Raw genomic sequence first — 23,548 nt, 5'->3', positions numbered from 1 at the left:
GCGTACAGGGCCTGGTGCAGGGCATGAGCTACTGGACCTACAGCGATCTGTTCGAAGAGCCGGGGCCGCCGACGGCACCGTTCCAGGGCGGCTTCGGTCTCTTAAACCCGCAGGGCATTCGCAAGCCGGCGTACTTCGCGTACAAGTACCTGCACGCGCTCGACGGAAGCAGCATCGCGTCGAATGACCCCCAGGCGATGCTATCTACAAAGGACGGAAGCTTCACAGGCGTCATCTGGGACTTCGAGCAACCTGACCAGAAGGTGAGCAACCGCTCTTTCTACACGAAGACGATTCCATCGCATCCGGCTGCCCCTGTGAAACTGCAGATAACCCATCTTGCTGCGAACGCCTCGTATCGGCTGGAAGTGTACCGCACCGGCTATCAGGCGAACGACGCTTACTCCGCCTATCTTGAAATGGGTTCTCCCAAAGAGCTAACGAAGCAGCAGATCGCAAAACTGAACCAACTTACACGCGATCTGCCGAAGACGGACAAGGTCGTTCAGAGCGGAAGAGACGGTACGCTCAAGATGACTATTCCCATGAGCAGCAACGACATTGTGCTCGTCAAACTCGTCCGCGAGGAGGCGAATACCAGCGTTGCACTCAGGAATTGAATGTGGTAGTGACCGAATCATTCGCCCTTTAGGCAGGCTTCACATCATCATCCTACGAATAATTGCGCAATTCGCCAGGACAAATCTTCGCATCATTTGCGCCAGGCATTTCTTCATTTTTGAACCGCACTGAAAGGAGCTGAAAGTGCAACGACGAGATTTCTGCAAGCTTGTGACGATGGCGGCCGCTTACGGGGCCTTGCCCGGCTATGGACAAGGAAGAAAGCATTTCGAACTGCCCAGCGGATTCAATGAATACACCGAGGACTACGCTCACTTTTGCGCATTGCGGCGGGAGGAGCGGACATTCTACGCCCCGAGCAGTAACAAGATTGTCCCTGTGAAGCTGGACAACGCGACGTGGAAGGCAACAGCGTGGGGTTCACCGGAGGCGCTGCCCATTCCAGGAGGATCATGGGACGGAGTGCCGATGGACTCTCCGATCGACGGGCTGGCCGGGACAGGGCCCTACAAGCCAGTCTGGGATTCGTTGCTACAGTACGAAGCGCCCGAGTGGTACAGAGATGCGAAGTTCGGGATCTGGGCGCATTGGAGCCCGCAGTGCGTGCCAGAGGCCGGCGACTGGTATGCGCGGAACATGTATATCGAGGGCTCGACGCAGTACAAGTATCATCTGGAACATTATGGGCCGCCTTCGCGGTTTGGCTACAAGGATCTTTGTCCGCAGTGGACGCTCCTCGATTGGGCACCGGATGATTTGATCGCCCGCTACAAGAAGGCCGGTGCAAGGATCTTCATTGCGCTCGCGAACCACCATGACGGTTTCGACACTTGGAGCTCGAAGCATCAGCCGTGGAACTCCACGGCGATTGGGCCACATCGCGATGTTATCGGCACATGGGCCGCCGCAGCACGGAGACAGGGATTGCGCTTCGGTGTCACCGTTCATCAGGCCCGCAACTGGTGGTGGTTTCAGCCCTCACACGGTGCGGACGTATCGGGCCAGCGCGCGGGCGTTCCCTACGACGGCGATTTAGTCGCGGCCCAGGGGCGAGACGAATGGTGGCAGGGCCTCGATCCGCAGATTCTCTATGGCGTTAAGCACCCCCTCGACGCGTTGCCCGATGTATCGTACGTCAAGAACTTTTACGACCGCACCCGTGATCTTATCGATCAGCACAATCCAGATTTGCTCTACTTCGACAACTCTCTTCTGCCGCTTGGTTGGGCGGGGATGAATATCGGCGCGTATTTCTACAACAACAGCATGAGGCTAGACGGCGGAAAGGTTCAGTCGGTTCTGAACATCAAGAATGTTCCGGACAACCTCGCAAGAGCCGTGGTTGCCGACTACGAGCGCGGCATTACCAGCCAGATTATGCAGTATCCCTGGCAGTCGGAAACCTGCATCGGCGGCTGGCATTATGATCGTGCGCTCTACGACAAGCCCGGTGAATACGGGGCTTATCTGCCGCCGCGCGATGTGATCCACTGGATGATAGATACGGTCAGCAAAAATGGGACCTTCATTCTCAACATTCCAGGCAAGCCGGACGGCACGATCGACAGCAAGGAGATTGCGGTGCTGGACGGTGTGACCTCATGGATGGAGGCGAATGGAGAAGCAATTTATGAGACCCGGCCGTGGAAAATCTACGGCGAAGGCCCGAACAGCGTGAAGGCGGGGTCCTTTCAGGGACAAAGCGTCAGCAAATTGGGCAAGAAGGACATCCGATTCACACGAAATAAGGCGAACAACGTGGTTTACGCCGTGGTGCTAGGCTTGCCGACCGCGCCCGTGGTCGTGAAGGCTATGGGATCAGCGGCAGCAACGCAACCGGGGCGGATCGCCAGGGTGGAAGTTTTGGGAACCAATGAACGGGTGCGCTGGAAGCAGCATGGCGATGGCCTTCACTTAGAACTTCCGAAGAATTACCGGCCGAAAGTGGATTACGCGGTTGCCTTCAAAGTTGGTCTGGACTGAAGCTCATCTTTATACCCACTGTTGGAGCGACACCAAGAGGAGGGACTGCGGTGATGAATCACTCTATTTGAAGTGATCTCATAAGCTCCCTGAGACCGGGCGGCCTGATTATGCGGGAGATGTCTTGCCGCCCGACATCTCCAAGCTTTTTTGCAACTCCATCCAATTTCTTCTGGGCGATCCTCAATGCCGACTGCCGATCGCCACCTCGGTTGCAAACTGAATGTGGAGGGATCGGCCTGTTCGGACGCTTTGATCGAGGAGTTTCGATCAGGGAAGCCCTGTTCGTCATAGTTGACATTTCAGACGTTGAATTCGTCGGGCCTCCTCGGCGTGAACTGGAGTTCACGTGAACGCACTGTAAACCCCGCTTTGCATTAAATGAGAGAAGTATTAGAATTTGCAGGCGCGAAAAGGACATGCTTCTGCGTTCGCGTAAAAAATCGATTTAGTATGGGCTATATGGCAAAAATGTGGACGCACCGGGACGGAGCATATCGGAGATGCCCCAGGAAATGTTCGCGCAGGTCATTGGTCGTTGCGGGGATGTCAGTTTTATTTACGGGTCTCGTTGCCGCTCAGTCCAGACCTCCAAAACCCGCGGCACCTCTGGCGGTAACGATTGACGCACGACAGACATCAACACCCACCTCGCAATACGAGTTCGGCATGTTCATCGAGCATATTGGGCCTCTCGTTTATCGAAGCCTGTGGTCGGAGATGCTCGATGACCGCAAGTTTTATTTTCCGATTACAGCGGAAGAACCCGGCACGCTGAAGGAACATCCGGGCGGCTTCCCGGGCAGGGAGCTGCGCAAATGGCGCATTATTGGGCCGGACCGTGCAGTCACTATGGATAAGGATCAGCCTTTCGTTGGCGACGATAGCCCGCGCATTGTGCTGGATGAGTCCGCTCCGCGAGGCATTCGGCAGTCAGGGCTGTCGGTGGTGAAGAGCAAGCAATACGTCGGCCATATCTGGTTGAAAGGATCGCCGAACAGCACCGTGAAGGCGTCGTTGATCTGGGGTTCGGGAGACGGTGATCGGGAGACGGTTTCCTTTGCGCATCTCACGAACGCTTACGCTAAATTCTTCTTCCGATTTACGGCCAAGGCCGATAGCAGCGATGCGGTGTTTGAGATTACTGGCACCGGTGCCGGGAATTTTCACGTAGGTACGGTCTCACTGATGCCGGCCGACAACGTCGACGGCTTCAGGCCGGACACGATCTCACTGCTGCGCCAGCTTCATTCCGGCTTCTGGCGGCTGCCTGGTGGAAACTTTCTTTCGGACTGGAGTTGGTACAACGGCGTTGGTCCGCGTGATAAGCGGCCACCCACGTACGACTATGCGTGGAATGCGATGCAGTCGAACGACGTTGGCATGGACGAGTTCATGACGCTCTGCAAACTGATCGGAGTGGAGCCTTACATCACAGTGAATGCTGGATTCGGCGATGCGCATTCGGCTGGCGAAGAAGTGGAGTACATGAACGGGCCAGTAACCACACGGCTCGGAGCGGAGCGGGCGCGGAATGGACATCCCGCACCCTATGGCGTGAAGTTCTGGGACATAGGCAACGAGCCTTACGGTGTATGGCAGCTCGGGCGCACTGACCTGAAGTATTACGTTCTGAAGCACAACGAATTCGCGGCGACAATGCGCAAGGCTGATCCAGCGATCATGCTGCTCGCCTCCGGTAATATGCCCGAGCCGATGGATCTGACAGGTGAGATGCGCGCGAAGGACGTTGATAACATGAGGGCAGTCGAAGGCACGCCAGAAGACTGGACCGGAGGCGAGATCGAGCACTGCTGGGGCAATTTCTCCGGTATTACGCAGCACTGGTACGCGCGGCCCGACCAGCGGTTTGACGTTGAAAAGGCAAAGCACCTGCCGTTGGACGCGCCAACGGATGCCGGCTATGACAAAGTGGAGCAAACACCTCTCGAATTCGCGCGCTATCCCGCGAACATCGTGCACCTGAGGGCGCAGGAGTGGAACCGATACGAGCAGCGCTTCCCGCAGTTGGTTCAAAACCATATCTTTCTTTCCATCGACGAGTACGCGTACTTCGGCGGAAGCTTCAATCGGGCTCCGGACCTGAAGTTGGCGTTGGCCTACGGAATGACCCTGAATGAGATGCTGCGACATACCGATTTCCTGCGCATGTCGGCGCGCACCATGGGTGTGTCCACGCTCGATTACACGCCCACCGCGGCGGTATTCAACACCACAGGGCTTGTGTACAAGCTTTACAGCGATAGGTTTGTTCCAGGTTCTATTCCTGTCGCGCTCAGCGGAAACTCGCCGCAGCCGGCGCCACAATATCCGGTGGGCGGCGACCAGCCGGAGACCAATTCCGGCAGCCCGACGTATCCGCTAGATATGTTCGCCGCGCTGACACCAGACCGGAAATATCTGACGCTGGCGGTCGTGAATGCGACGGAGACGGAACAGAGCTTCGATCTCACTCTGGCCGGAGTGCAGATGAAGGGCCAGCCAACGTTATGGCAAGTCACGGGTAAGGATTTGCAGGACACGGATCAAATCGGGCAGACGTCGCAGGTCAGAATCACAAAGACAGCGTTGAGCGGAACGGCTCGAAAGCTGTCAATCGCGCCCATCAGTGTGGATATCTTCCAGTTTGCGGTGGAACAGTGAGTCGGGCGGTGTCATTGGCAAGCTACAGGGTTCGGGGGGAAAAGTGAGGAAGCTAGAAATTTTTGCAGTAACGGCGTCTTTGTTGTTCCTTTTGTCGGCTGGCGCAGGCCCGGCTGTCGCGCAGGTAAAGACGATAGTGCCGGCGGTGGTGCCGGGGGCGCCGCCCGTGACGGTGGAGCACATCAAGGTACATGCAGCCTCGATCGAGGGCAATCTGGAAGGCGACGCAGTCGATCGCGACGTAATCGTCTTCCTCCCTCCCGGCTATTCCAGGGATAAGCAACGGCGGTATCCCGTGCTGTACGCCTTGCACGGGTACTCGATCGGCGCTGAACAGTGGACTCATGAGATTCACGTCCCGCAGACCATCGAGGGAGCATTCGCACTTGGCGCAAAGCAAATGATCGTGGTGCTTCCGGATTCGAAGACGGTATACGGCGGCTCCATGTATTCGCGCTCCCGCACGACCGGTGATTTCGAGGAGTTCATTGCGCATGACCTCGTCTCCTATATCGACGCGCACTACCGGACGATTCCCGATCGCGAGAGCCGCGGACTGGTCGGACACTCGATGGGCGGCTACGGCGCGCTGCGGATTGGCATGAAATATCCCAACGTCTTCGCAGTGCTGTATGTCATGAGCCCGTGTTGCCTCTCGGTACACCGTCCTGACCCCAACTCTCCGGATGAAAAGGCTTTCGACACTGCAGTAGCCGCGATGAAGTCGCCAGCAGATGCTGCTAACTTTCCCTTCTTCTGGAAGGCTCAGTTAGCTTCTGCGGCCGCCTGGTCGCCCAACCCGAAAAATCCTCCACTCTATTTCGATATGCCTGTGAAGGACGGAGTAGTGCAGCAGGATGTCCTGGACAAGTGGGAGGCCAACTCACCGCTAGCCTTCATCGACCAGTACATCGATAACCTGGGGAAGTACCGCGCCATTACGATGGACGTGGGTGACGAGGACGGGCTGCGATTCGACACAATCAAGGCCCACAAGATACTCGATAGCTACGGCATATCGAACGGCTTTGAGATTTACCACGGAACGCATACCAGTGCTGTGGCGGACCGGTTTCAGAACCATGTGTTGCCATTTTTCAGTCGGAACCTCTGCTTTACAAAAAGCTGCAATTGAATCCGGCCTCTGTTGGCTGTAGGCAACGAAGATAAATTTTTTCCTGGGAGTGTGAGGATGAAGAACCACATTATGATCGCGGCATCTTTGGCCGTGTGCGGAGCAATCCTGCTTTCAACCTCCTTTGTTCCTCCGGCAGTGGCGCAGGAAACATCCACGCCGGCCTACCTGAATACAGAGTTTCCTCCCGAGGTACGCGCAAAAGACCTGGTCGGCAGGATGACGCTCGATGAGAAGGCCTCGCAATTAGTCAACGATGCTCGCGCGATTCCGCGGCTCAATGTCCCCGCATATAACTGGTGGAGCGAGGCGCTCCATGGAGTAATCAACAGCGGCGTCACCGAATTTCCCGAGCCGATCGGCCTGGCGGCGACCTTCGATGTGCCGGGAATTCATGAGATGGCGACCGACATCGGCATTGAGGGGCGGATTAAGCATGTTCAGGATGTCCGCGCCGGGCATACCGGCATTATGGGAGGCCTCGACTTCTGGGCGCCCAACCTCAATATTTTTCGAGATCCCCGCTGGGGACGCGGTCAGGAAACCTATGGGGAAGATCCATTCCTCACCGGCCGTATGGGTGTTGCGTTTGTCACCGGAATGCAAGGCGATGACCCAAAGTATTACCTCGCCATCGCTACGCCCAAGCATTTCGACGTGCACAGCGGACCTGAGCCGACGCGGCACTTCGCAGACGTGGATGTAAGCAAGCACGACATGGTGGATACCTATCTGCCAGCGTTCAGGGCGGCTGTTGTTCAGGGCCATGCCGGGTCGATCATGTGTGCCTACAATGCCATCAACGGCGAGCCGGCTTGCGCGAATCAATTCACGTTGATTGATCAGCTGCGCGACAAATGGGGATTTCAGGGCTATGTCGTTTCCGATTGCGATGCGGTTCAGGACATCTTCACCGGACATCGCTATCGGCCTACGCAGGCGCAAGCCTCAGCCATCTCGCTCATGCGCGGTATGGACAATGAATGTTACGGCGCCAACGCTACGTACCCCAAAGATAATTCCGACTACAAGCCGTACATCGAAGCCGTTCAACAAGGCTACCTTCCTGAGAGCGCAGTCGACACGGCCCTGACCAGGCTCTTTACGGCGCGAATCAGACTGGGAATGTTCGATCCTCCGGACATGGTCCCATACACAAAAATTCCCGAGACCGAACTCAATAGCCCGGCACACCGCGCACTGGCCCTCAGGCTGGCGGACAAATCTATGGTTCTGCTCAAGAATGACGGGACTCTTCCGCTCAAGCCTGGGATCAGGAGGATTGCCGTAGTTGGCCCGCTTGCTGATCAAACGCAGGTACTACTCGGCAACTATGCGGGCACGCCGACACACACGGTTTCACTTCTCGATGGACTCAAGACTGAGTTCCCGAACGCAAAGATCACATTCGTCCCGGGAATTCAGTTCCTGCGACGCGACCTCGGCGAGCTGGTGCCCGCTTCTCTGTTGACCACTCCCGATGGCAAGCCGGGATTGGAGGCGCAGTACGAGGTCGGAGGCAGTCCGGAGATGTTCGGAGGAGTACGTCCGAAGCCCGCGGTAACGCGCGTGGAATCTGCGTTGGATCTGACTGCTGACAACTTGCCCTCCGAATTGAAAGGTAAGAAAGGATTCTTCGCAGAGTGGACCGGGTTCCTGAACCCTTCAGAGACGGGCGATTACTTGCTAGGCTTCCGCTCGAACGGATTCACTCAAATCAAAGTGAACGGCGAGGACCTGACGAGCCAGTACGGAGGGAATGGCACCGAATCGAAGTTGGGCCGGATCCACTTCGAGGCCGGTGAAAAGGTATCTGTGCAGGTGGCCTATGGCACCAGGACCGGCGAGAATCCGACCGTGCAATTGCTGTGGACGAAGGTAAACGACACGGTGTCGTCCAAAGCTGTGGAGGCGGCTCGTGACTCTGATGTAGTGATCGCCGCCGTCGGGCTTACAAGCCAGTTGGAAGGCGAAGAAATGCCGGTCCACGAACCGGGATTTCTCGGCGGCGACCGGACGAGCATCCAATTGCCTGAGCAGGAACAGAATCTGCTGCATGCGGTCGCGGCAACGGGCAAGCCCCTCGTGGTGGTGCTGATGAACGGCAGTGCGCTTGCGGTGAACTGGGCAAACCAGCATGCGAACGCCATCCTCGAAGCCTGGTACTCCGGCGAAGAGGGCGGTAACGCGATTGCAGGCACTCTGAGCGGGAAGAATAATCCGGGAGGTCGGCTGCCGGTTACGTTCTACAAAAACGTGAATCAATTACCGAATTTTGAGGATTACTCAATGAAAGGGCGGACGTACCGTTACTTCTCCGGCAAGCCGCTCTATCCATTCGGATACGGCCTGAGCTACACAAATTTTAGCTACAGCAATCTGGTGGTATCGCAGAAAAGAATTGCTGCCGGCAATCCGCTTACCGCGTCGGCTAGGCTGACCAATACGGGCCATGCTGCCGGCGATGAAGTGGTGCAGCTCTATCTGCAGTTCCCCGACGTCGCGGGTGCGCCGCGAATCGCGCTGCGCGGGTTCCAAAGGGTGCATCTCGAGCCAGGCGCGAGCGAGACGGTGACATTCCAACTGAACAAGCGGGATCTGAGTATGGTGACGAAGGATGGGAATCCAATCGTGGCGCAGGGCGATTACGCGCTATCAATTGGAGGCGGCCAGCCAAACACTGGGACTCCCTCCGTGACGGGACACTTCCACGTGAACGGGCAAATCACCCTGTCGCAGTAGAGTATTTGGGGGTAAGTTCAGGCTGGCCCGAATGTTGACACTCCGGCACGAATCGACACAAACGCAAAGCCGTCGTCGTGACTGGGTTCCCCGCCTGCCACGAGGTGGCTCACCTCCGGCTGGAGAGGGTCACGCCCACTACGAAGCGTCTTGCTGTGTGAGACAAACTTACGCTCTGTAGCAACGCTTATAGTGCCTGTCTACGAACAGCTCTGTTCAAAAATATCCACGTTTTTGTTGAGGTTCCCTTCGATTCAATAAGCAGGCACTACCAGAAGAGCAACCGTAAAAATGAAACGCATTTCATCGAAGAAGTTAAGCGGATCAACCATATTGACGCGCCTTCGTACCACACATTAGAAGGGTCATGGATTTTTACAAGACCACTATGCGAAAGCCTTCAGATGCTTGATTAAAGCGGGCGATGAAGGCTTAGGGGAGCTCTATGCCTTCGAGACGAAACCGGCTTGCATTCTTCACCATCGCCTGGATTTTCTCTCTACTGATAAGCGCGACGATCAGCCATGCTCAGGTGAGTTACACGACGACGTGGGTAGGCAACACGTATTCGACTATTCCCACTTACGTGGGGAACGCCATGCGCTCCATGTGGGTGGCACCTGAGGGCATCGTCTATACAGCGTCCATGTGGGACGAGAGCCAGGGAAGTATTAACGTCTACCAGAACGGCAATAAGATAACCACCATCGGCTTGCATGGAGAGGCTCAGGGCGGGGCGATCAGCGGTGATGCGACCGATCTCTTCTCCGCGCTGCAATTCAACACCACGCTCGGCGGCAGCGGCTTTATCGGCCGCTACAACCGGAGCACCGGCGTACGGGATCTGACATGGTCGGCGAGCTCGGATAAGACTGAACGGCGTGCGGATGTGATTACGGGTATCGCCGACACCGGCACGCTCGTTTATGTCAGCGACCATCCGGACAACCTGGTGCGGTGCTACACGACCGCAGGGGTGTGGCAATCGGATTGGAGCCTCACAGATCCTGGCGCGATTGCAATCGACGGATCGGGGAACATCTGGGTCGCCCAAATGAAGGAGGGGACGATTCAAGAATTCGCCCCGTCTGGGAACATGCTGAACACGATCAACATGGGTTCCAGTTCGCGACCTTCGGCCTTGTACTATGACGCCGCCAATAACCAGTTGATGGTCGGCGATCAGGGGCCGAACATGAACATTCAAATCTACGGAAACCTGTCGAGCACTCCGTCTGTGGTGGGTACATTCGGCGTCCAGGGCGGATATCTGGACACGACTACGGGAAACAAGGGACAGACAGGAAGCCAACGCTTCACGCGTATCGTCGGCATTGGGAAGGATGCTGCCGGAAACCTCTACGTCCTCAACAATCCCTGGGGAGGAACCTGGGATTTGGGACGGAACGGCAAGACCGACCTTCACGCTTACAACAGCTCCGGCGTGTTGCAGTACACGGTGCAAGCGCTGAACTTCGAAGGCGCTGCTGCCTTCGACCCCGCCACGGATGGAGCTTACCTCTATAGCGGTCAGGACGTTTACCACTACACCGGTTCCGGCGCGGCCGGATACGTCGGCAACAGCGTTGATGCGCTCGACAATCCGACAGACCCGCGCGTGGATGTAACCAGCCAGAGCCGCGGGTTCGACTTCGGCCTTATGGCAAGCGTCAATGGTCATCGCATCCTCGCGGCTGCCGGCCAGAACTCCGATGCGTTCCTCTTCTCCTATTTCCCCACCAACCAGTACATATCGGTTCCTTTTGGCTCCCTGCCGGGCCAGGCCAGTGCGGCGGGTTATAACTACGCCAACTACTTCAATACAACAGCCCGTATCCGGAACGGATTCTGCCTCGATACGAACGGGGACATCTGGGTGGGATTGGACAAGACCAATGCGATCTCTCATTACCCGCTGACAGGATTCGACGCCAACGGACTGCCGATCTGGGGACCGCCGACGACCACTCCAACGCCCTCGACCATCGCGCCGTTGGGCGGCATCGAGTACATTCCGTCGACCGACACGATGGTCCTGATGAACGCGAACGGCACCGATTGGACCTCGCTGGGTGGCCGCGTCGAGGTCTACCACGGTTGGAAGGCGGGCCACACCACCAATCCGGACCTGGTCATCAACCTGAAGACTGCGCAGAATCCCAAGGGACGAGCCGCGGCAGGCAATTACCTCTTCATCTCCTACGTCCACACTGTGCCCGATATCGACGCCTACAACCTGACAACCGGTGCCGATGACCTGACGATGACCAGCGCCGATCCGAACGTGGCCGTGGGCAACGATGTGGATTCGATGTACGGCATTCGAGCTTATCAGACGAGCACCGGTGACTATCTGATCAGCAAAGACAACTACAACGAAAACTCAATCGTCATTCACAGGATGACCGTCGCGCCGACGCCGGACTTCAGCGTCTCAGCGACGCCCAGTTCGCAGACCGTGACGCAGGGAGATAGCACAACCTACACAGCAACGGTCGGTGCCCTGAACGGCTTCACCGACACAGTGGACCTCAGCGTGGGCGGTTTGCCTGCCGGTGCGACAGCAAGCTTCAACCCCGCGTCAATCACTACTTCCGGAAGCTCGACACTGACTGTTTCCGCAGCGTCTACTACTCCTCCGGGTACGTATACGCTGACGATCACGGGCGCCACCAGCACTCTTTCGCGCACGGCGACAGTGATGCTGATCGTGCCTGGACCGCCCGATTTCAGCACCACAGCAAGTCCGAGTTCGCAGACGGTGATGCAGGGCAACAGCACCACCTACACGGCGTCGATCGCTCCTCTGAGCGGCTTCACCGGTACCGTGAACCTCAGCGTCAGCGGCTTGCCTGCCGGTGCGACGGCAAGCTTCAACCCCGCGTTGAGCACTGCCTCCGGAAGTTCGACGCTGACAGTCTCGACAGCATCAACCACGCCATCGGGCACGTATCCGCTGACGATTACGGGCACCGACGGCACGCTGTCTCACTCGGCCACCATCACGCTGGTCGTGGCAACGCCTGACTTCAGCATCGCGGCTGCGCCAAGTTCGCAGACGGCGGTACCAGGCAACAGCGCAACCTACACAACAACCATCGGTGCACTGAACGGCTTTACCAACACGGTGAACCTTAGCGTGAACGGCTTGCCAACCGGTGCGACGGCAAGCTTCAACCCCGCGTCGATCTCCGCTTCAGGAAGTTCAACGCTGACGGTCTCGACAGCGACCACAACGCCAACAGGCACATACACTCTGACGATTACAGGCACCGACGGCAGCCTATCGCGCTCGACGACAATCACTCTGGTGGTCAACACAAACTCAGGCGGTCTGCCCGCAGGCTGGAAGGATCAGGACGTTGGAACTGTGAGCCTTGCGGGCAGTGCCACCTACAGCAACGGCACGTTCACGGTGAATGGCGCCGGGGCCAGTATTGGCGGCACAGCCGATCAGTTCAACTACGCATATCAGGCCGTCACGGGCACGGACTACACGATTACGGCTCGGGTTGTCAGCTTAACCAACACCAACAGCGGCGCGCAGGCAGGCGTGATGGTCCGCGAGACGCTTGACGCAGGTTCGACGATGGCGGACATCAACGTCACACCTGCGAACGGCGTCACCTGGATCTATCGCTCGACCACTGGCGCAGGCGGGAACCGAACCCCCGGACTTGTGACTCCCTACTGGGTCCGCGTCGTGCGTAGCGGCAGCACATTCACTGGTTACTATTCCGCGGATGGCATGGCCTGGACCCAGCAAGGCACAGTTGCCATATCGATGGCAAACAACGCCTACATCGGACTAGTGGTCAGCAGTCGGGCCGGCTCCGAGTTGGCCACTGCCACCTTCGATAACGTGTCAATCACCACCCCCAACAAGCAGTCTCTGACGATCACTCCGCAGTCGGCGACGACAACCTACGGCAGCGCGGCCACGACGCTGACTGCAACCGCCACCTTTAGCGGCGCCACTCCTCCGAGCGGATCGTTGGTCTTCCAGGTAGGCAGTGGTAGCCAGATGCCGGGTGTTTGCACAGTGAGCGGTGACACAGAGACGTGCACCGTCAACTACCCGACGGCCGGTCTCGCGGCTGGCAACAGCACCATCACGGTCACTTATGCGGGAGATACCAATTACGCACCAGGCTCGGCATCTGCAACATTAACGGTCAGTGGGCAGGGGAACGTGCAACTGGTGACGACCACTGCGCTCGCCTTACAGAATGACGGCAGTTACCAGGCGACCGTGACGGTAAGCAACACCGGAGGCAGCACCGCGCAAAACGTCGTGCTCACTGGCGTGTCCGTGGGCAGTGCAAGCGGCACACCCGTGCCACAGTCGCTAGGCAACATCGCTCCCGGCGGGTTCGTGACGAGTGTTGTAAGCGTTCCAGCCAGTGCAGGCGCTCCCGGCAGTGCCGCCGTCGTGAAGGCCACCGGTACCTACACCGGCGGGACCTTCGGTGGCAGCTTCCGGACAACACTACCCTGACTTCGAACTTACTAATCCCAGAATCTACGGAGAACACATGAAGAAGTCCATCCTCGCAATCGCCCTCGCTCTGGTCCCGGCAGCGTTGTTGATGCCAGCGGCTCATGCCGACACCATCAACCTCACAATCAACGACCCTTTGCAAACAATAGGAACAGCGGGAGGAATTCTCGACTACAGCGCCACCGTCTCGGCGCCCAGCACAAATTCTGCACTGGTTTATCTGAACGGCGACAGCTACTCGCTGAATGCAGCTTTTATGCTGGATGACTCTCCGTTTCTGTTGAACTTCCCTTTGAACCTGGCTCCGGGACAAAGCCATACGAGTACCTTGTTCGAGATCATCGTTCCGGCGGACTCACCACTTGGCCTCTACGTTGGATCGTTCCAGATCCTGGGTGGTGCTACCGGCAGCGACGGCCTGGTGCTGAGCAGCGCCGCTTTTGGCACGGCAGTGTCCTCGGAACCGTCAAGTTTGCTCCTCCTGGGGACTGGTTTGATCGGTGCGTTCGCGTTGTACCGCCGGATGCACCTCACCGACGCCGGAAGGTTGTCCGACGAAGTATAAGGCTGCGCCGCTGATCTTATGCTGTCTGACGCTTTGTTATCCGATGGGTGTGAGCCGTGTTCTACAGGGATTGTGCGCGAGGAGAGAAGTTGCCTCGCGCACAAGATGCGGGAGGGGTGGACGATGGCGTTTCTGTGTGCGAACCGAGTGAAGATCGATCACGGTTGCTGCTGCATCCAGCCGTGACGGGTCAGCCAGGTGGCGAGAAGGCTGGCCATGCGGAGGGGCCGGAGAGATTTTGCGCGAGGACGATGCCGTGAATGATGAGGATACCGGTGGCGGTGGAATTGAAGGCGGGAAGATAGACGTCGAGTGACGGCTGATCAGCGGAGCCATGAGAGAGTGGAGCGGGAGCGGGCCACAGCGGGCGGAAGCTTTGCTGCGCGGCGGCGAGAGATGCGCAGAGGGCGATGCAGGCAAGAGCGAGGGGGAACTCGGCGGCATGTTTTAGGCGAGGGGCGGCGCTGCGTGGCGCGTTCGTAGTCCCAGGCGATGAGGTCGGCCCAGAGATCTGGAGGGAGCTGCGGCGCGGATAGGGAGTGTGAATGACATTCGATTGCTTTGGGTGTGCGATTCCCTGCCCTTATGCAAGCTCCGGTGCGGCGGAGGTGAGGTTGAGTGTGATCTGCTGCGAGCCGAGGCGTGGGTGCTTCGCCGTGAGGGTGACGATGCCGGGGCGCTGCTGGGCGCGGACCCAGACGGCGCCTGTGCCGCCGACGAGCGAGAAGGGATTGTCGCCGATGAGCTGGGCGGGGCCGGTGAGCTCGAACTGGATGGGGTCGTTGGCGATGGGGCGAATGCGGCCATACTCGTCTGTGACGCGGAGGACGATGCGGGTGGTGTCCGCGCCATCGGCGACAAGCTCGTGGTCGTCGGTGAGAAGCTCGAAACGGCGGTCGACGCCGCGTCCGGAGAAGGTTTTGGAGATGACTTGTCTGCCTTGCAGGAAGCCGTCGATGCGGAGATCGCCCCAGTCGCGGATGGATTTTTTATCGAGCGCGATGGAGAAGGGAGCATAGCGGAGATGCGGGAACTGCTCGTGATCGGGGTCGGCTTCGGCTACCTGCTGGAATCCTTTGCCGCTATCGAGAAAGAGCTTGACGTGATCGCAATTGGAGCAGATGAGGGCGACCGTGAAGCCGGTGTCTTCGTCGTTGCGTGCCCAGTGGAATGCGGGCTCGAGGACGATCTCTTCTTCCGGGTCACACTGCGATTTGTAGAAGCCGGCAGCAGGCTTGGGAAGACGGAAGATGTCGGAGACGCCGTGATAGCAGATGCGATCGCCGCTGCCGAAGTTGAAGTGGGTGTTGTAGTCGAAGGCACACCAGCCGATGCCTCCGGAGAACTTCGGGTCGGAGGCAATCTGGTCGTGGATTCGCGCGTGGCGTAATGTGTGTTCGCGCTGGCGCGCGGAGTTGTCGGTGGAGCGCGTGGGGAAGGTGTGGCCGACGAACTCTGTGTTGAGGTAGAGCGGAGCAACGGGAGCGTGCAGCGGGAAACCGAAGTCGTTGTTCGTGTAGACGTCTTCGAGAAGCTCGGAGTGAAGGTTGGAGCGAATGCCCCCGGTCTGGCGGGTCTTGTCGAGGGCGTGAGCGGTCTCGTTGGTGCGCGTGTAGAAGTCGTGATCATCTTTGGACTCGTTGATGCGCACGCCCCAGAGAATGATGGAGGGGTGGTTCCAGTCGCGGCGGATCATGCGGGACACGTTGTCGACGGCGATGTCCTGCCATGCCTGGTCGCCAATGTGCTGCCAGCCAGGGATCTCCTCGAGCACGAGCAGACCAAGCTCGTCGCAGGCGTCGAGGAAGTGGCGAGACTGCGGGTAGTGCGAGGTGCGAACGATGTTGCATTTGAGCTCGCGGCGCAAGATGTAGGCATCGCGGCGCTGCACGCGCGCGGGCATGGCCTGACCGACGAAGGGAAAGGTCTGGTGACGGTCCAGGCCGCGCAGCTTGACGATGCTTCCGTTGAGTGAGAAACCCTGCGGTGTGAAGCGCGCCTCGCGGAAGCCGATGCGGCGCGTGTCATGATCGAGGACATGGCCGTTGCGCAGCAGGCGGGCGTGGACCTCGTAGAGCTTCGGCGTGCGGAGATCCCACAGCTCGATGCCAGTGAGGTGGTTGAAGCGCAGGACCTGCGAGGGCGTGCCGGATGCGCCGGTGTGGGTGGAGAGTGGCGCGGCCTGCTTTGCCAGGATTTTGTCGCCGTCGTACAGCTCGGCCTCGACGGTGATGTTGTCGTCGGTGACGGGGCGCTCGAAGAAGCACTCGACTTCGAGCGAGGGTGAAGAGGAGAGCGGATCGATGGCACGGGTGAAGATGTTTTCAAGGAAGAGATCAGGAACGATGCGCAGGCTGACCTCGCGGTAGATGCCGCCGAAGGTCATGTAGTCAATCTCGTAGCCGAAGGGAGGAATATCTTTGCGCTCGGTGGAGTCGAGGTGGACGGCGAGGACATTTGGCGCGTCCCAGCGCAGGTGCGGCGTGAGTTCGAATGAGAAGGGCGTGTAGCCGCCTTTGTATTCGCCGAGCGAGTGGCCGTTGATCCAGACGGTGCTGGCGGTCATGGCGCCTTCGAAGTCGACGAAGACGCGCTTACCGCGTGCCGACGCTGGGAGGCGGAAGTGGCGGCGGTAGGTGGAGACGAACTCGTATTCGGCGTCGTCGAAGCTGTGCCAGGGGAAGAGCTTGTTGGTGTGGGGAAGGACGACGGAGGTGAAGGCGCGGTCATCGAAATCCGGTTTGGTGTCGCCAAGTGTGGTGGTGGGATGGAAGAGCCAGTTGCGATTGATGAAGATGCGTCGTGGCAGAGACGAGGATGCACGAGGCTGCGCGTAGGATGTGGGACCGATGAGCGCGGCTCCGGCGGTGAGGCTGGAGGATTTGAGGAAGTCTCTGCGATTCATTGTTCCTCCTGCGTTGCGGGGCTGGCCGCCATGTCAAGGGTGAGGGTGGAGCCGCGAAGGATGTCGTTGTGACTGAAGTTCCAACTGGGTTGCGCGTGGCCGTCGAGGCGGACGGAACGGATGTAGATATTGTCGGCGGAGTTGCCTTTTGCGGCGATAGTGAAGGTTTTGCCGTTTGCGAGGTGGATGGCGATGCGCGAGAAGAGAGGCGAGCCAATACTGTAGTCGAGCGTGCCGGGACAGACGGGATAAAAGCCCATCGCGCTGAGGACGTACCAGGCGGACATCTGGCCGGCATCGTCGTTGCCGGGCAGGCCATCCGGGCCTGCACCAAACTGTGTATTCATGAGCTCGCGGACATGCCGCTGCGTCTTCGCGGGAGCGTCGGCGAAGTTATAAAGGTAGGCGATGGCGTGGCTAGGCTCGTTGCCCTGATCGTAGAGATGGTTGCTGAAGAGGCCATCGAGTTTGGCAATGAAAGCAGCGCGGCCGCCGACGGCCTCGATGAGGCCGTCGATATCCTGAGGAACGAAGAAGGTGTACTGCCATGGATCCGCTTCGGTGACAAAAGTAGCGGGTTTGGCGGGGTCGAAGGGCGTGATCCAGGAGCCATCGGCGTGGCGGCCGCGAACGAAGCGGGTCTCGGGATCGAAGACGTTGCGCCAATTGTGCGAACGCCGGAAGAGGAGCGTGGCGTCGTCGCTGTGCCCGAGCGCGGAGGCGAACTGCGCGGTGACGTAATCGTCGTAGGCGTACTCGAGGGTGCGCGAGACCTGCTCGCGCTGATGGAAGGCGTCGAGGACTTCGTCTTCGAGCGGGATGTAGCCGTACCGCAGGTACGAGGCGAGAGCACGGCGGCCCCTGCCTGTGAGGTACTCGGCGAGGGGAGGGCTGATGAAGGCGTTCCGGCGGACGAGGCGGTAAGCCTCGGGAACGTTGAAGTTGCGGATGCCTTTCGCGTAGGCGTCGTAGATGACGGCAACGGCATGATCGCCAATCATCTCGGAGGTGTAGCTGTTCCAGGTGGGAAAGATGGGGAGGAAGCCGCCCTGCTGACCTTTGTCGATGAGGCTCTGAACCATCTGTCCGTCGCGCTGTGGGTCAAGGATGGTGAGGAGCGGGTGGAGTGCGCGGAAGGTATCCCAGAGCGAGAAGTCGTCGTAGTAATCGGTGCCTGGGAGGGTGTGATGGAGTCGGCCCTGGTTGGCGAAGCCGTTGTAGGAGCCTTCGGCGTCGCTGACGATGCGGGGTGCAAGCGAGGCGTGAAAGAGCGCGGTATAGAACATCGTCTGCTGTGCCGGCGTTCCGCCTTCGATCTCGATACGGCTGAGATAGTGACGCCAGGTGGCCTCGGTTTGCGCGCGGATGGCATCGAAGTTCCAGTCAGGTTCTTCGGTGGAGAGATTGCGCTCAGCTTCAGCGAGGCTGGTGAACGATGTGCCGATGCGGACGAGGACGCGCTGCGGTGCGTTGGGCGCGAGCGTGATGTAGGCACCGATGCGATTGCATCCGGAGCCTTGCTGCTGCGCGCGCTTTGCCGTGGCTGTGTTGCACCAGGTACCAAAGTCGGCGATGGGCTGATCGAGCTTGATCACGAAGTAGCCGTCGAAGCCGGCGGGCTGACCGGCACCCTGGTAGATGCGAACGACGGGGTTGTAGCCGACGATCTCGCGTGTCTCGGGATGCACTTCGATGAAGCCCTGGTTGGGGCGGACGTTGGGCTCGACGAGGAGATGGCGCGGGCCCGAGGAGGGGAAGGTGATGCGCATGATGCCGGCGCGGGTGGTACCGGTGAGCTCGACCCTGAGGTGGTAGTCGTCGAGATCGACGGAGTAGAAGGCGGGCGACATGATCTCGGAGGCGTGTCGGAAGCGGGAGGCGCGCTCGTCGGGCGCGACCTTAAGCTCGCCGGTCGTTGGCATGAGGGTGACACTGCCGTAGTCCTGGGTGCAGCTTCCGCTGAGCCAGTGGCTGCCGCGGAAGCCGGTGATCTTTGTGTCGTTGTAGTAGTAGGGGGCGACGCACTTGGCCTCGGTGCTGCGCGTCTCGGGAGTCCAGCCGGTCATGCCGAAAGGGACGCCAACGACGGGGTAGGTCTGACCGTCGTGCGATGTGCCGATGCGGGAATCAACCAGGCGAAACGGGTCGAAGGAGTGCAGCTGTGCGATGCATGGGGCGGCGATAAGACATACAGCGACGATGGTTGCGAGTCTCCAAGGGAATCGTTCCGTCGCGCGATTCCTCTCTTGCATGACCTGTCGGTTCATTCCGTAGCGTTTCCTCAACAGTGCGCTCTGACCCCGTCTCTTCTTTCGATAGAGCGCGGGGTCAGAGCAAGGGCGATGATGGTTCAAGTCTCGACAACAGCTTAGAAGGTGAACTCTCCGCCGACAAGAATGACGCGAGACATACCGGCGGTCTGTCCCTGGTTGAACTGGCCGAAGCTTCCCGAGGCAACGTTTGACACAGAGCCATTCATTCTCGATGCCGTGGTCGAGCTCAACAGATTGTGGTTCACACCATAGTAGACGGGGTGATTGAAGATGTTCATGAAGGTGCTGTTGATGTTTAGGTTATAACGTTCACCTATCTTAAAGCCCTTGGTGAAGCGCATGTCGAACAGCGCTTCGCGCGGCGAACGTGCTCCGGAAAGGGTGCGAGGAGCGTTGCCAAGTGCAGGTGCTCCCGGAGCACCAGGCGCCTGGCAGGTTGTACCAGTGGAGCTGACCATGCAGCCAAAGGCGGCGGGATTGAGGTAGGGGGTAAACCCAGAGTGCAGCGCGTTCTTCTTCCAGTTCTTGTTGAGCAGAGGGACGCCGGGGACGATGTTGGGCCGCAGCGTGTAGCCGACAGGCAAGGCATTGGCGGTGCAGAAGTTGGTCTTGTTGGCTCCCGTGCCGGAAGATGTGCATCCATTCGTCCCCACAGGAGTGACAGAAATGAAATTGCCCACGGTGCCGAGAATGACGGTGTTGGGCAGACCGTCGGCATAAGTGGCGATGCCTGCGGTAGAGATATTTCCCAGAAGGTTGTTGAGAAGGTGGCTGTGAAAGTTGAGACCGTCCTGCGAACCGATGGGGAGATTGTAGGTGTAGCCGATCTTGAGACGGCTGGCCTGATCAAAGCTGGCCACGGCCCATTCGCCGTTGGGGTTGGTCGGATTCTGCGGCAGAACATAACCGAAGCCGCCGCCGTTCGCGCCGGTGTTCGTGTCAGGACCGTTGTCGAGCGTCTTCGACCAGGTGTAGTTGGCGAGCACCGAAAGTCCGCGACCAAAGCGCTGATTGATGCTCAGGTACATCCCGTTGTACTCCATGCTTCCACCGCGCGGATACATTTCATAGAGCGATTGGTTGAAGAAATTCTGATATGGATTGAGCAACTGTAGGTTGGTCTCCGAGAGCAGAGCGCCATTCTGCGTGATGCCCCAGGGATTGGGACTGGACGCGCCGAGGTTCTGGTGCGTCTGGATGGCATTGGTGATGGTGCTGAGCGAGGGTACGTTGAGCGCGCTGGCAAAGCCTCCACCGCCGAACGCTCCGATCAGGTGGGTCCCCTTCGCGCCGTTATACGTGGCCTGTAGGACGGTGCGGGCCGCGGGCTGATATTGGAGTGTGAGGTTCCAGGACTGCGTGTAAGGGACCTTGTTGCTCTGGTTCACATAGACCAGAGCGAGGCCGGTGGAGTAGAGGATGGGTCCGCGGTTTCCATTGAGCGCAGTATAGGCCGAGGTGAGCGGGCCGATGGGATTCGTGATGTAGTTGACCGTGGAGTTGGGGGTGACGCCGCCGTTCTGGTTGCCAACTGCCTGCGAAGCAACATTGAAGTCGGGATCGGGGATATTCTCGTAACCGGTGAGCGGAAGACGCTGAAGCGTGTAGGCCGCACGCACGGTAGTCTTCGTCGTGGGAGCGTAGGAGAAGCCAATGCGAGGCTCAAAGCCCTTGTAGTTGATAGGCCACAGGGTCCTGGGATTGCCGCAGGCTCCGGAGAAACAGAAGGCGGTGGAAGTGACGAGGCCATTGAGGTTGCCGGGGATGCCCTGGCCGACGTATGCCTGATTGTTGAACTTCTCCATACGCGGGGTCTCAAGCTCATAGCGCATACCGGCATTGATGGTGAGGTTGGGCAGGATCCTCCAGTCGTCCTGAAAGTAGCCGGCATAATAACGCCAGCGATAGTAGCCTGGCACTTCGACAGGAGTGTTCGTAAAGGCGGAGATGGTGCCGAGGATGAAGGTGGCGAGTGGTGCTCCGCCGGCGGAGCCGTTGTTGGTCTGCGCGGCAGAGAAGCTGTAGCGGCCGCCGGTGGCTCCGCCGAGATCGTATTGGTTGGACTGGAGCCAGCGGGTCTCACCGCCGAACTGGAAGAGATGATGGCCGTGGGTCCAGGTGATGTCGTCGCCAGCGATGAAGTTCTGGTCGACCTGAATGGCCGCGTTGGAGAGGCCCATCTGCATGGTGTAGCCGACACCATTGGCGTTCAGGTTGCCGAGGCTGGGGAAGCCGTAGCCAAAGGAGGCTCGCGCGAGACCGTAGGCCGCGGCGTAATCTTTGGAGCGCGTGCTGGGTGGCGCGAGGCGCTGCTGGTTGACGCGCATGAAAGAGTAGTGGAAGCTGTTGACGATGTTGCTAGAGAAGACGTGCGTGTAGCCGAGCGCAATGTCGTGTGTGGCAGCCGAGTCGGTGGGTACGATGGTCAGCGGATTGGAGGCGGCAACGGCGAAGAAACGCGCTGCATTGACCGGGACGACGGTGTAGCGAACGAAGAACTGATTGTTATTGTTGAACTGCTGATCAATGCGGATGGAGTAGCGATTGTCGGTGTTGAGAACGCCACGCTTGTAGGTTGCGTTGGTGCCGTCGTTCTGGGGCGTGGCCTGGGCATTATCGAACTTGATATACGGGCCGGGGTTCGATGGCGTCGGAAATTGCGATAGCACAAACTGCGCGAATTTATTCTGAGCAAGTTGCGCGGAGACGTCGTCGTTGGCGATAGGGCGGATCTGCGACGAGGCGTAAGGGCCGTTGGGAAAACCATTGGCGTCGACGGTGGACTGATAGTTGATAGAGCCGATGCGCGGAGCAGCGAGAGCCGCAGCATAGCCGGAGCTCTTGAGGATGCTCTGATTGAGCAGTGTGAGCGAATCGTGTAGATGGCCGGCAAGCTCATCAGGCGTTTGGAATTTACCGCGGAAGCCGAAGGTATTCTGCATGCGGGCCGGCTCTACGCCGACATAGAAGAACGTTTTGTCTTTGTGGGGGTAAATCTTGGGAATCCAGATCGGGCCTCCGACATAGAAGCCATAATAGTTTTCGTGCAGCGCACTGGGGATTGTGCCGCCGTCGGGAAAGGCGTTGAAGTAGGGGTCAGTGTGACTGTATGTGATCGCGCCGTGATACTGGCTGGTTCCTGCCGAGCTGCTTTGAACGATGACACCGCCGCCGGTGCGGCCGTATTTGGCCGAGAGTCCGGTGGTGATGACCGTAGCCTCCTGCACCAGGCGACCGGAGAGGTTGACTCCGGTGCGCGCGAGGCTGGGCTGGGTGACGTCGGAGCCATCGACGACGATGGAGCTTGTTCCCGGAGGTGCGCCGCCAATCACGATACCTGCTCCGGGGGTCACATAGCTGGTATAGGCACCGGGATTTTCGGTTGAGATGCCACCGGGCTGTAGCGGGTCGCCGACGACGCCGGGCACGAGCAGTGAGGCCTCAAGTGAGCTTCGCTCAGGATAGGGGAGGTTCTGGACGATGGCATGATCGACCGTGGTGACGACATTGGATTCGGTCTTCGTGAGCAGGTCGGCGTCAGCGTTGACGGTGACGCTCTGGGTGACGGTACCGACGGACAGCACGATGTCGAGCGGGGTGGAGCCTACGCCGGAGACGCTTACCGATTGCGTTTTCGTGCGCTGGAAGCCGCTTTTCTGCACGACAACCGTGTAGACCCCGGGATTGAGGGACTGCATATGGAAGAGGCCGCTCTGGTTGGTGACCGTGGTCTGGCGGACGCCGGTGGCCATGCTGACAATATCAACTTCGGCACCAGCGATGAAGGCTCCAGAGTCGTCGCGCACCGAGCCGGCAATGGCTCCTTGCCCAGTCTGCGCGGAGACGCTGATGGCGGAAATAAGGACAGCTACGGCGGCGCCGCGGAGGGCCCAGGGAATGGAGAACGCTAGGCGTGCGGCGGAGTGGAGACGGAAGCTTCGCAGGAGACCTCTCTCTGCGCTCTTGTTTTGTTGACGGACTTGCATGAAACCTCCTGGGAAAACTCACAGACAACTGCGCCATGAGTGGCACTGGCTAACTGAATTAGCAGTTTTTATCCGCTGACAGAAGCGCGTGTCAACGATCTCAACAAAGCCAATGCAAGGCCGAGGTCCGTATCACGATACGATACAAACTTGCGAGATAAGCTGTTACAAGAACAGCATGGGAATTCAAGACAATGGTGCAGATATCTCCC

The 23,548-nt window shown here is 58.9% G+C and carries 10 protein-coding genes; 7 read left to right on the top strand and 3 right to left on the bottom strand.

Features of this window, described 5'->3' with window-relative positions; translation table 11 throughout:
• The 7 genes from VFU66_RS05340 to VFU66_RS05310 all read left to right on the top strand — a co-directional run.
• Positions 1 to 620: GH39 family glycosyl hydrolase (locus VFU66_RS05340; protein ID WP_414649378.1), on the top strand; the 620-nt coding region annotated here is incomplete at its 5' end.
• Between the two features lie 145 nt (positions 621 to 765).
• A complete protein-coding gene (locus VFU66_RS05335; RefSeq protein WP_326445205.1) occupies positions 766 to 2,565 on the top strand; it encodes an alpha-L-fucosidase in 1,800 nt (599 codons plus the stop codon).
• 669 nt (positions 2,566 to 3,234) lie between these two features.
• Positions 3,235 to 5,229 (top strand): alpha-L-arabinofuranosidase family protein, encoded by a 1,995-nt coding sequence (locus tag VFU66_RS05330; RefSeq protein WP_326445204.1) that lies wholly within the window; start codon positions 3,235 to 3,237, stop codon positions 5,227 to 5,229.
• 82 nt (positions 5,230 to 5,311) lie between these two features.
• Positions 5,312 to 6,364, top strand: a complete 1,053-nt coding sequence (locus VFU66_RS05325; RefSeq protein WP_326445203.1) for an alpha/beta hydrolase — start codon at positions 5,312 to 5,314, stop codon at positions 6,362 to 6,364.
• Positions 6,365 to 6,421: 57 nt separating this feature from the next.
• Positions 6,422 to 9,106 carry a glycoside hydrolase family 3 C-terminal domain-containing protein gene (locus tag VFU66_RS05320; RefSeq protein ID WP_326445202.1) on the top strand — a complete coding sequence of 895 codons (2,685 nt, stop codon included), beginning with the start codon at positions 6,422 to 6,424 and terminating at the stop codon, positions 9,104 to 9,106.
• A 445-nt stretch (positions 9,107 to 9,551) separates the two neighbouring features.
• A complete protein-coding gene (locus VFU66_RS05315; RefSeq protein ID WP_326445201.1) occupies positions 9,552 to 13,604 on the top strand; it encodes an SMP-30/gluconolactonase/LRE family protein in 4,053 nt (1,350 codons plus the stop codon).
• Positions 13,605 to 13,641: 37 nt separating this feature from the next.
• Positions 13,642 to 14,172, top strand: a complete 531-nt coding sequence (locus VFU66_RS05310; RefSeq protein WP_326445200.1) for a PEP-CTERM sorting domain-containing protein — start codon at positions 13,642 to 13,644, stop codon at positions 14,170 to 14,172.
• A gap of 583 nt (positions 14,173 to 14,755) precedes the next feature.
• Here VFU66_RS05310 and VFU66_RS05305 read toward each other — a convergent pair.
• From VFU66_RS05305 to VFU66_RS05295, 3 genes are all read right to left on the bottom strand, one after another.
• Positions 14,756 to 17,077: a glycoside hydrolase family 2 TIM barrel-domain containing protein gene (locus VFU66_RS05305; protein WP_326445199.1), complete on the bottom strand. Its 2,322-nt coding sequence runs from the start codon at positions 17,075 to 17,077 to the stop codon at positions 14,756 to 14,758.
• Positions 17,074 to 19,344, bottom strand: a complete 2,271-nt coding sequence (locus VFU66_RS05300; RefSeq protein ID WP_326445198.1) for a GH92 family glycosyl hydrolase — start codon at positions 19,342 to 19,344, stop codon at positions 17,074 to 17,076. Before VFU66_RS05300 ends, VFU66_RS05305 begins: the two co-directional genes overlap by 4 nt.
• A gap of 101 nt (positions 19,345 to 19,445) precedes the next feature.
• Complete coding sequence (locus VFU66_RS05295) at positions 19,446 to 23,336, bottom strand: outer membrane beta-barrel protein (RefSeq protein WP_326445197.1); 3,891 nt, start codon at positions 23,334 to 23,336, stop codon at positions 19,446 to 19,448.
• Positions 23,337 to 23,548: the final 212 nt, after the last annotated feature.

The sequence above is a fragment of the Edaphobacter sp. genome, assembly GCF_035763405.1.
Lineage (GTDB): Bacteria > Acidobacteriota > Terriglobia > Terriglobales > Acidobacteriaceae > Edaphobacter.
Note: the sequence above shows the minus strand (reverse complement) of the source record. Positions and strands in the feature narration are given on the sequence as shown.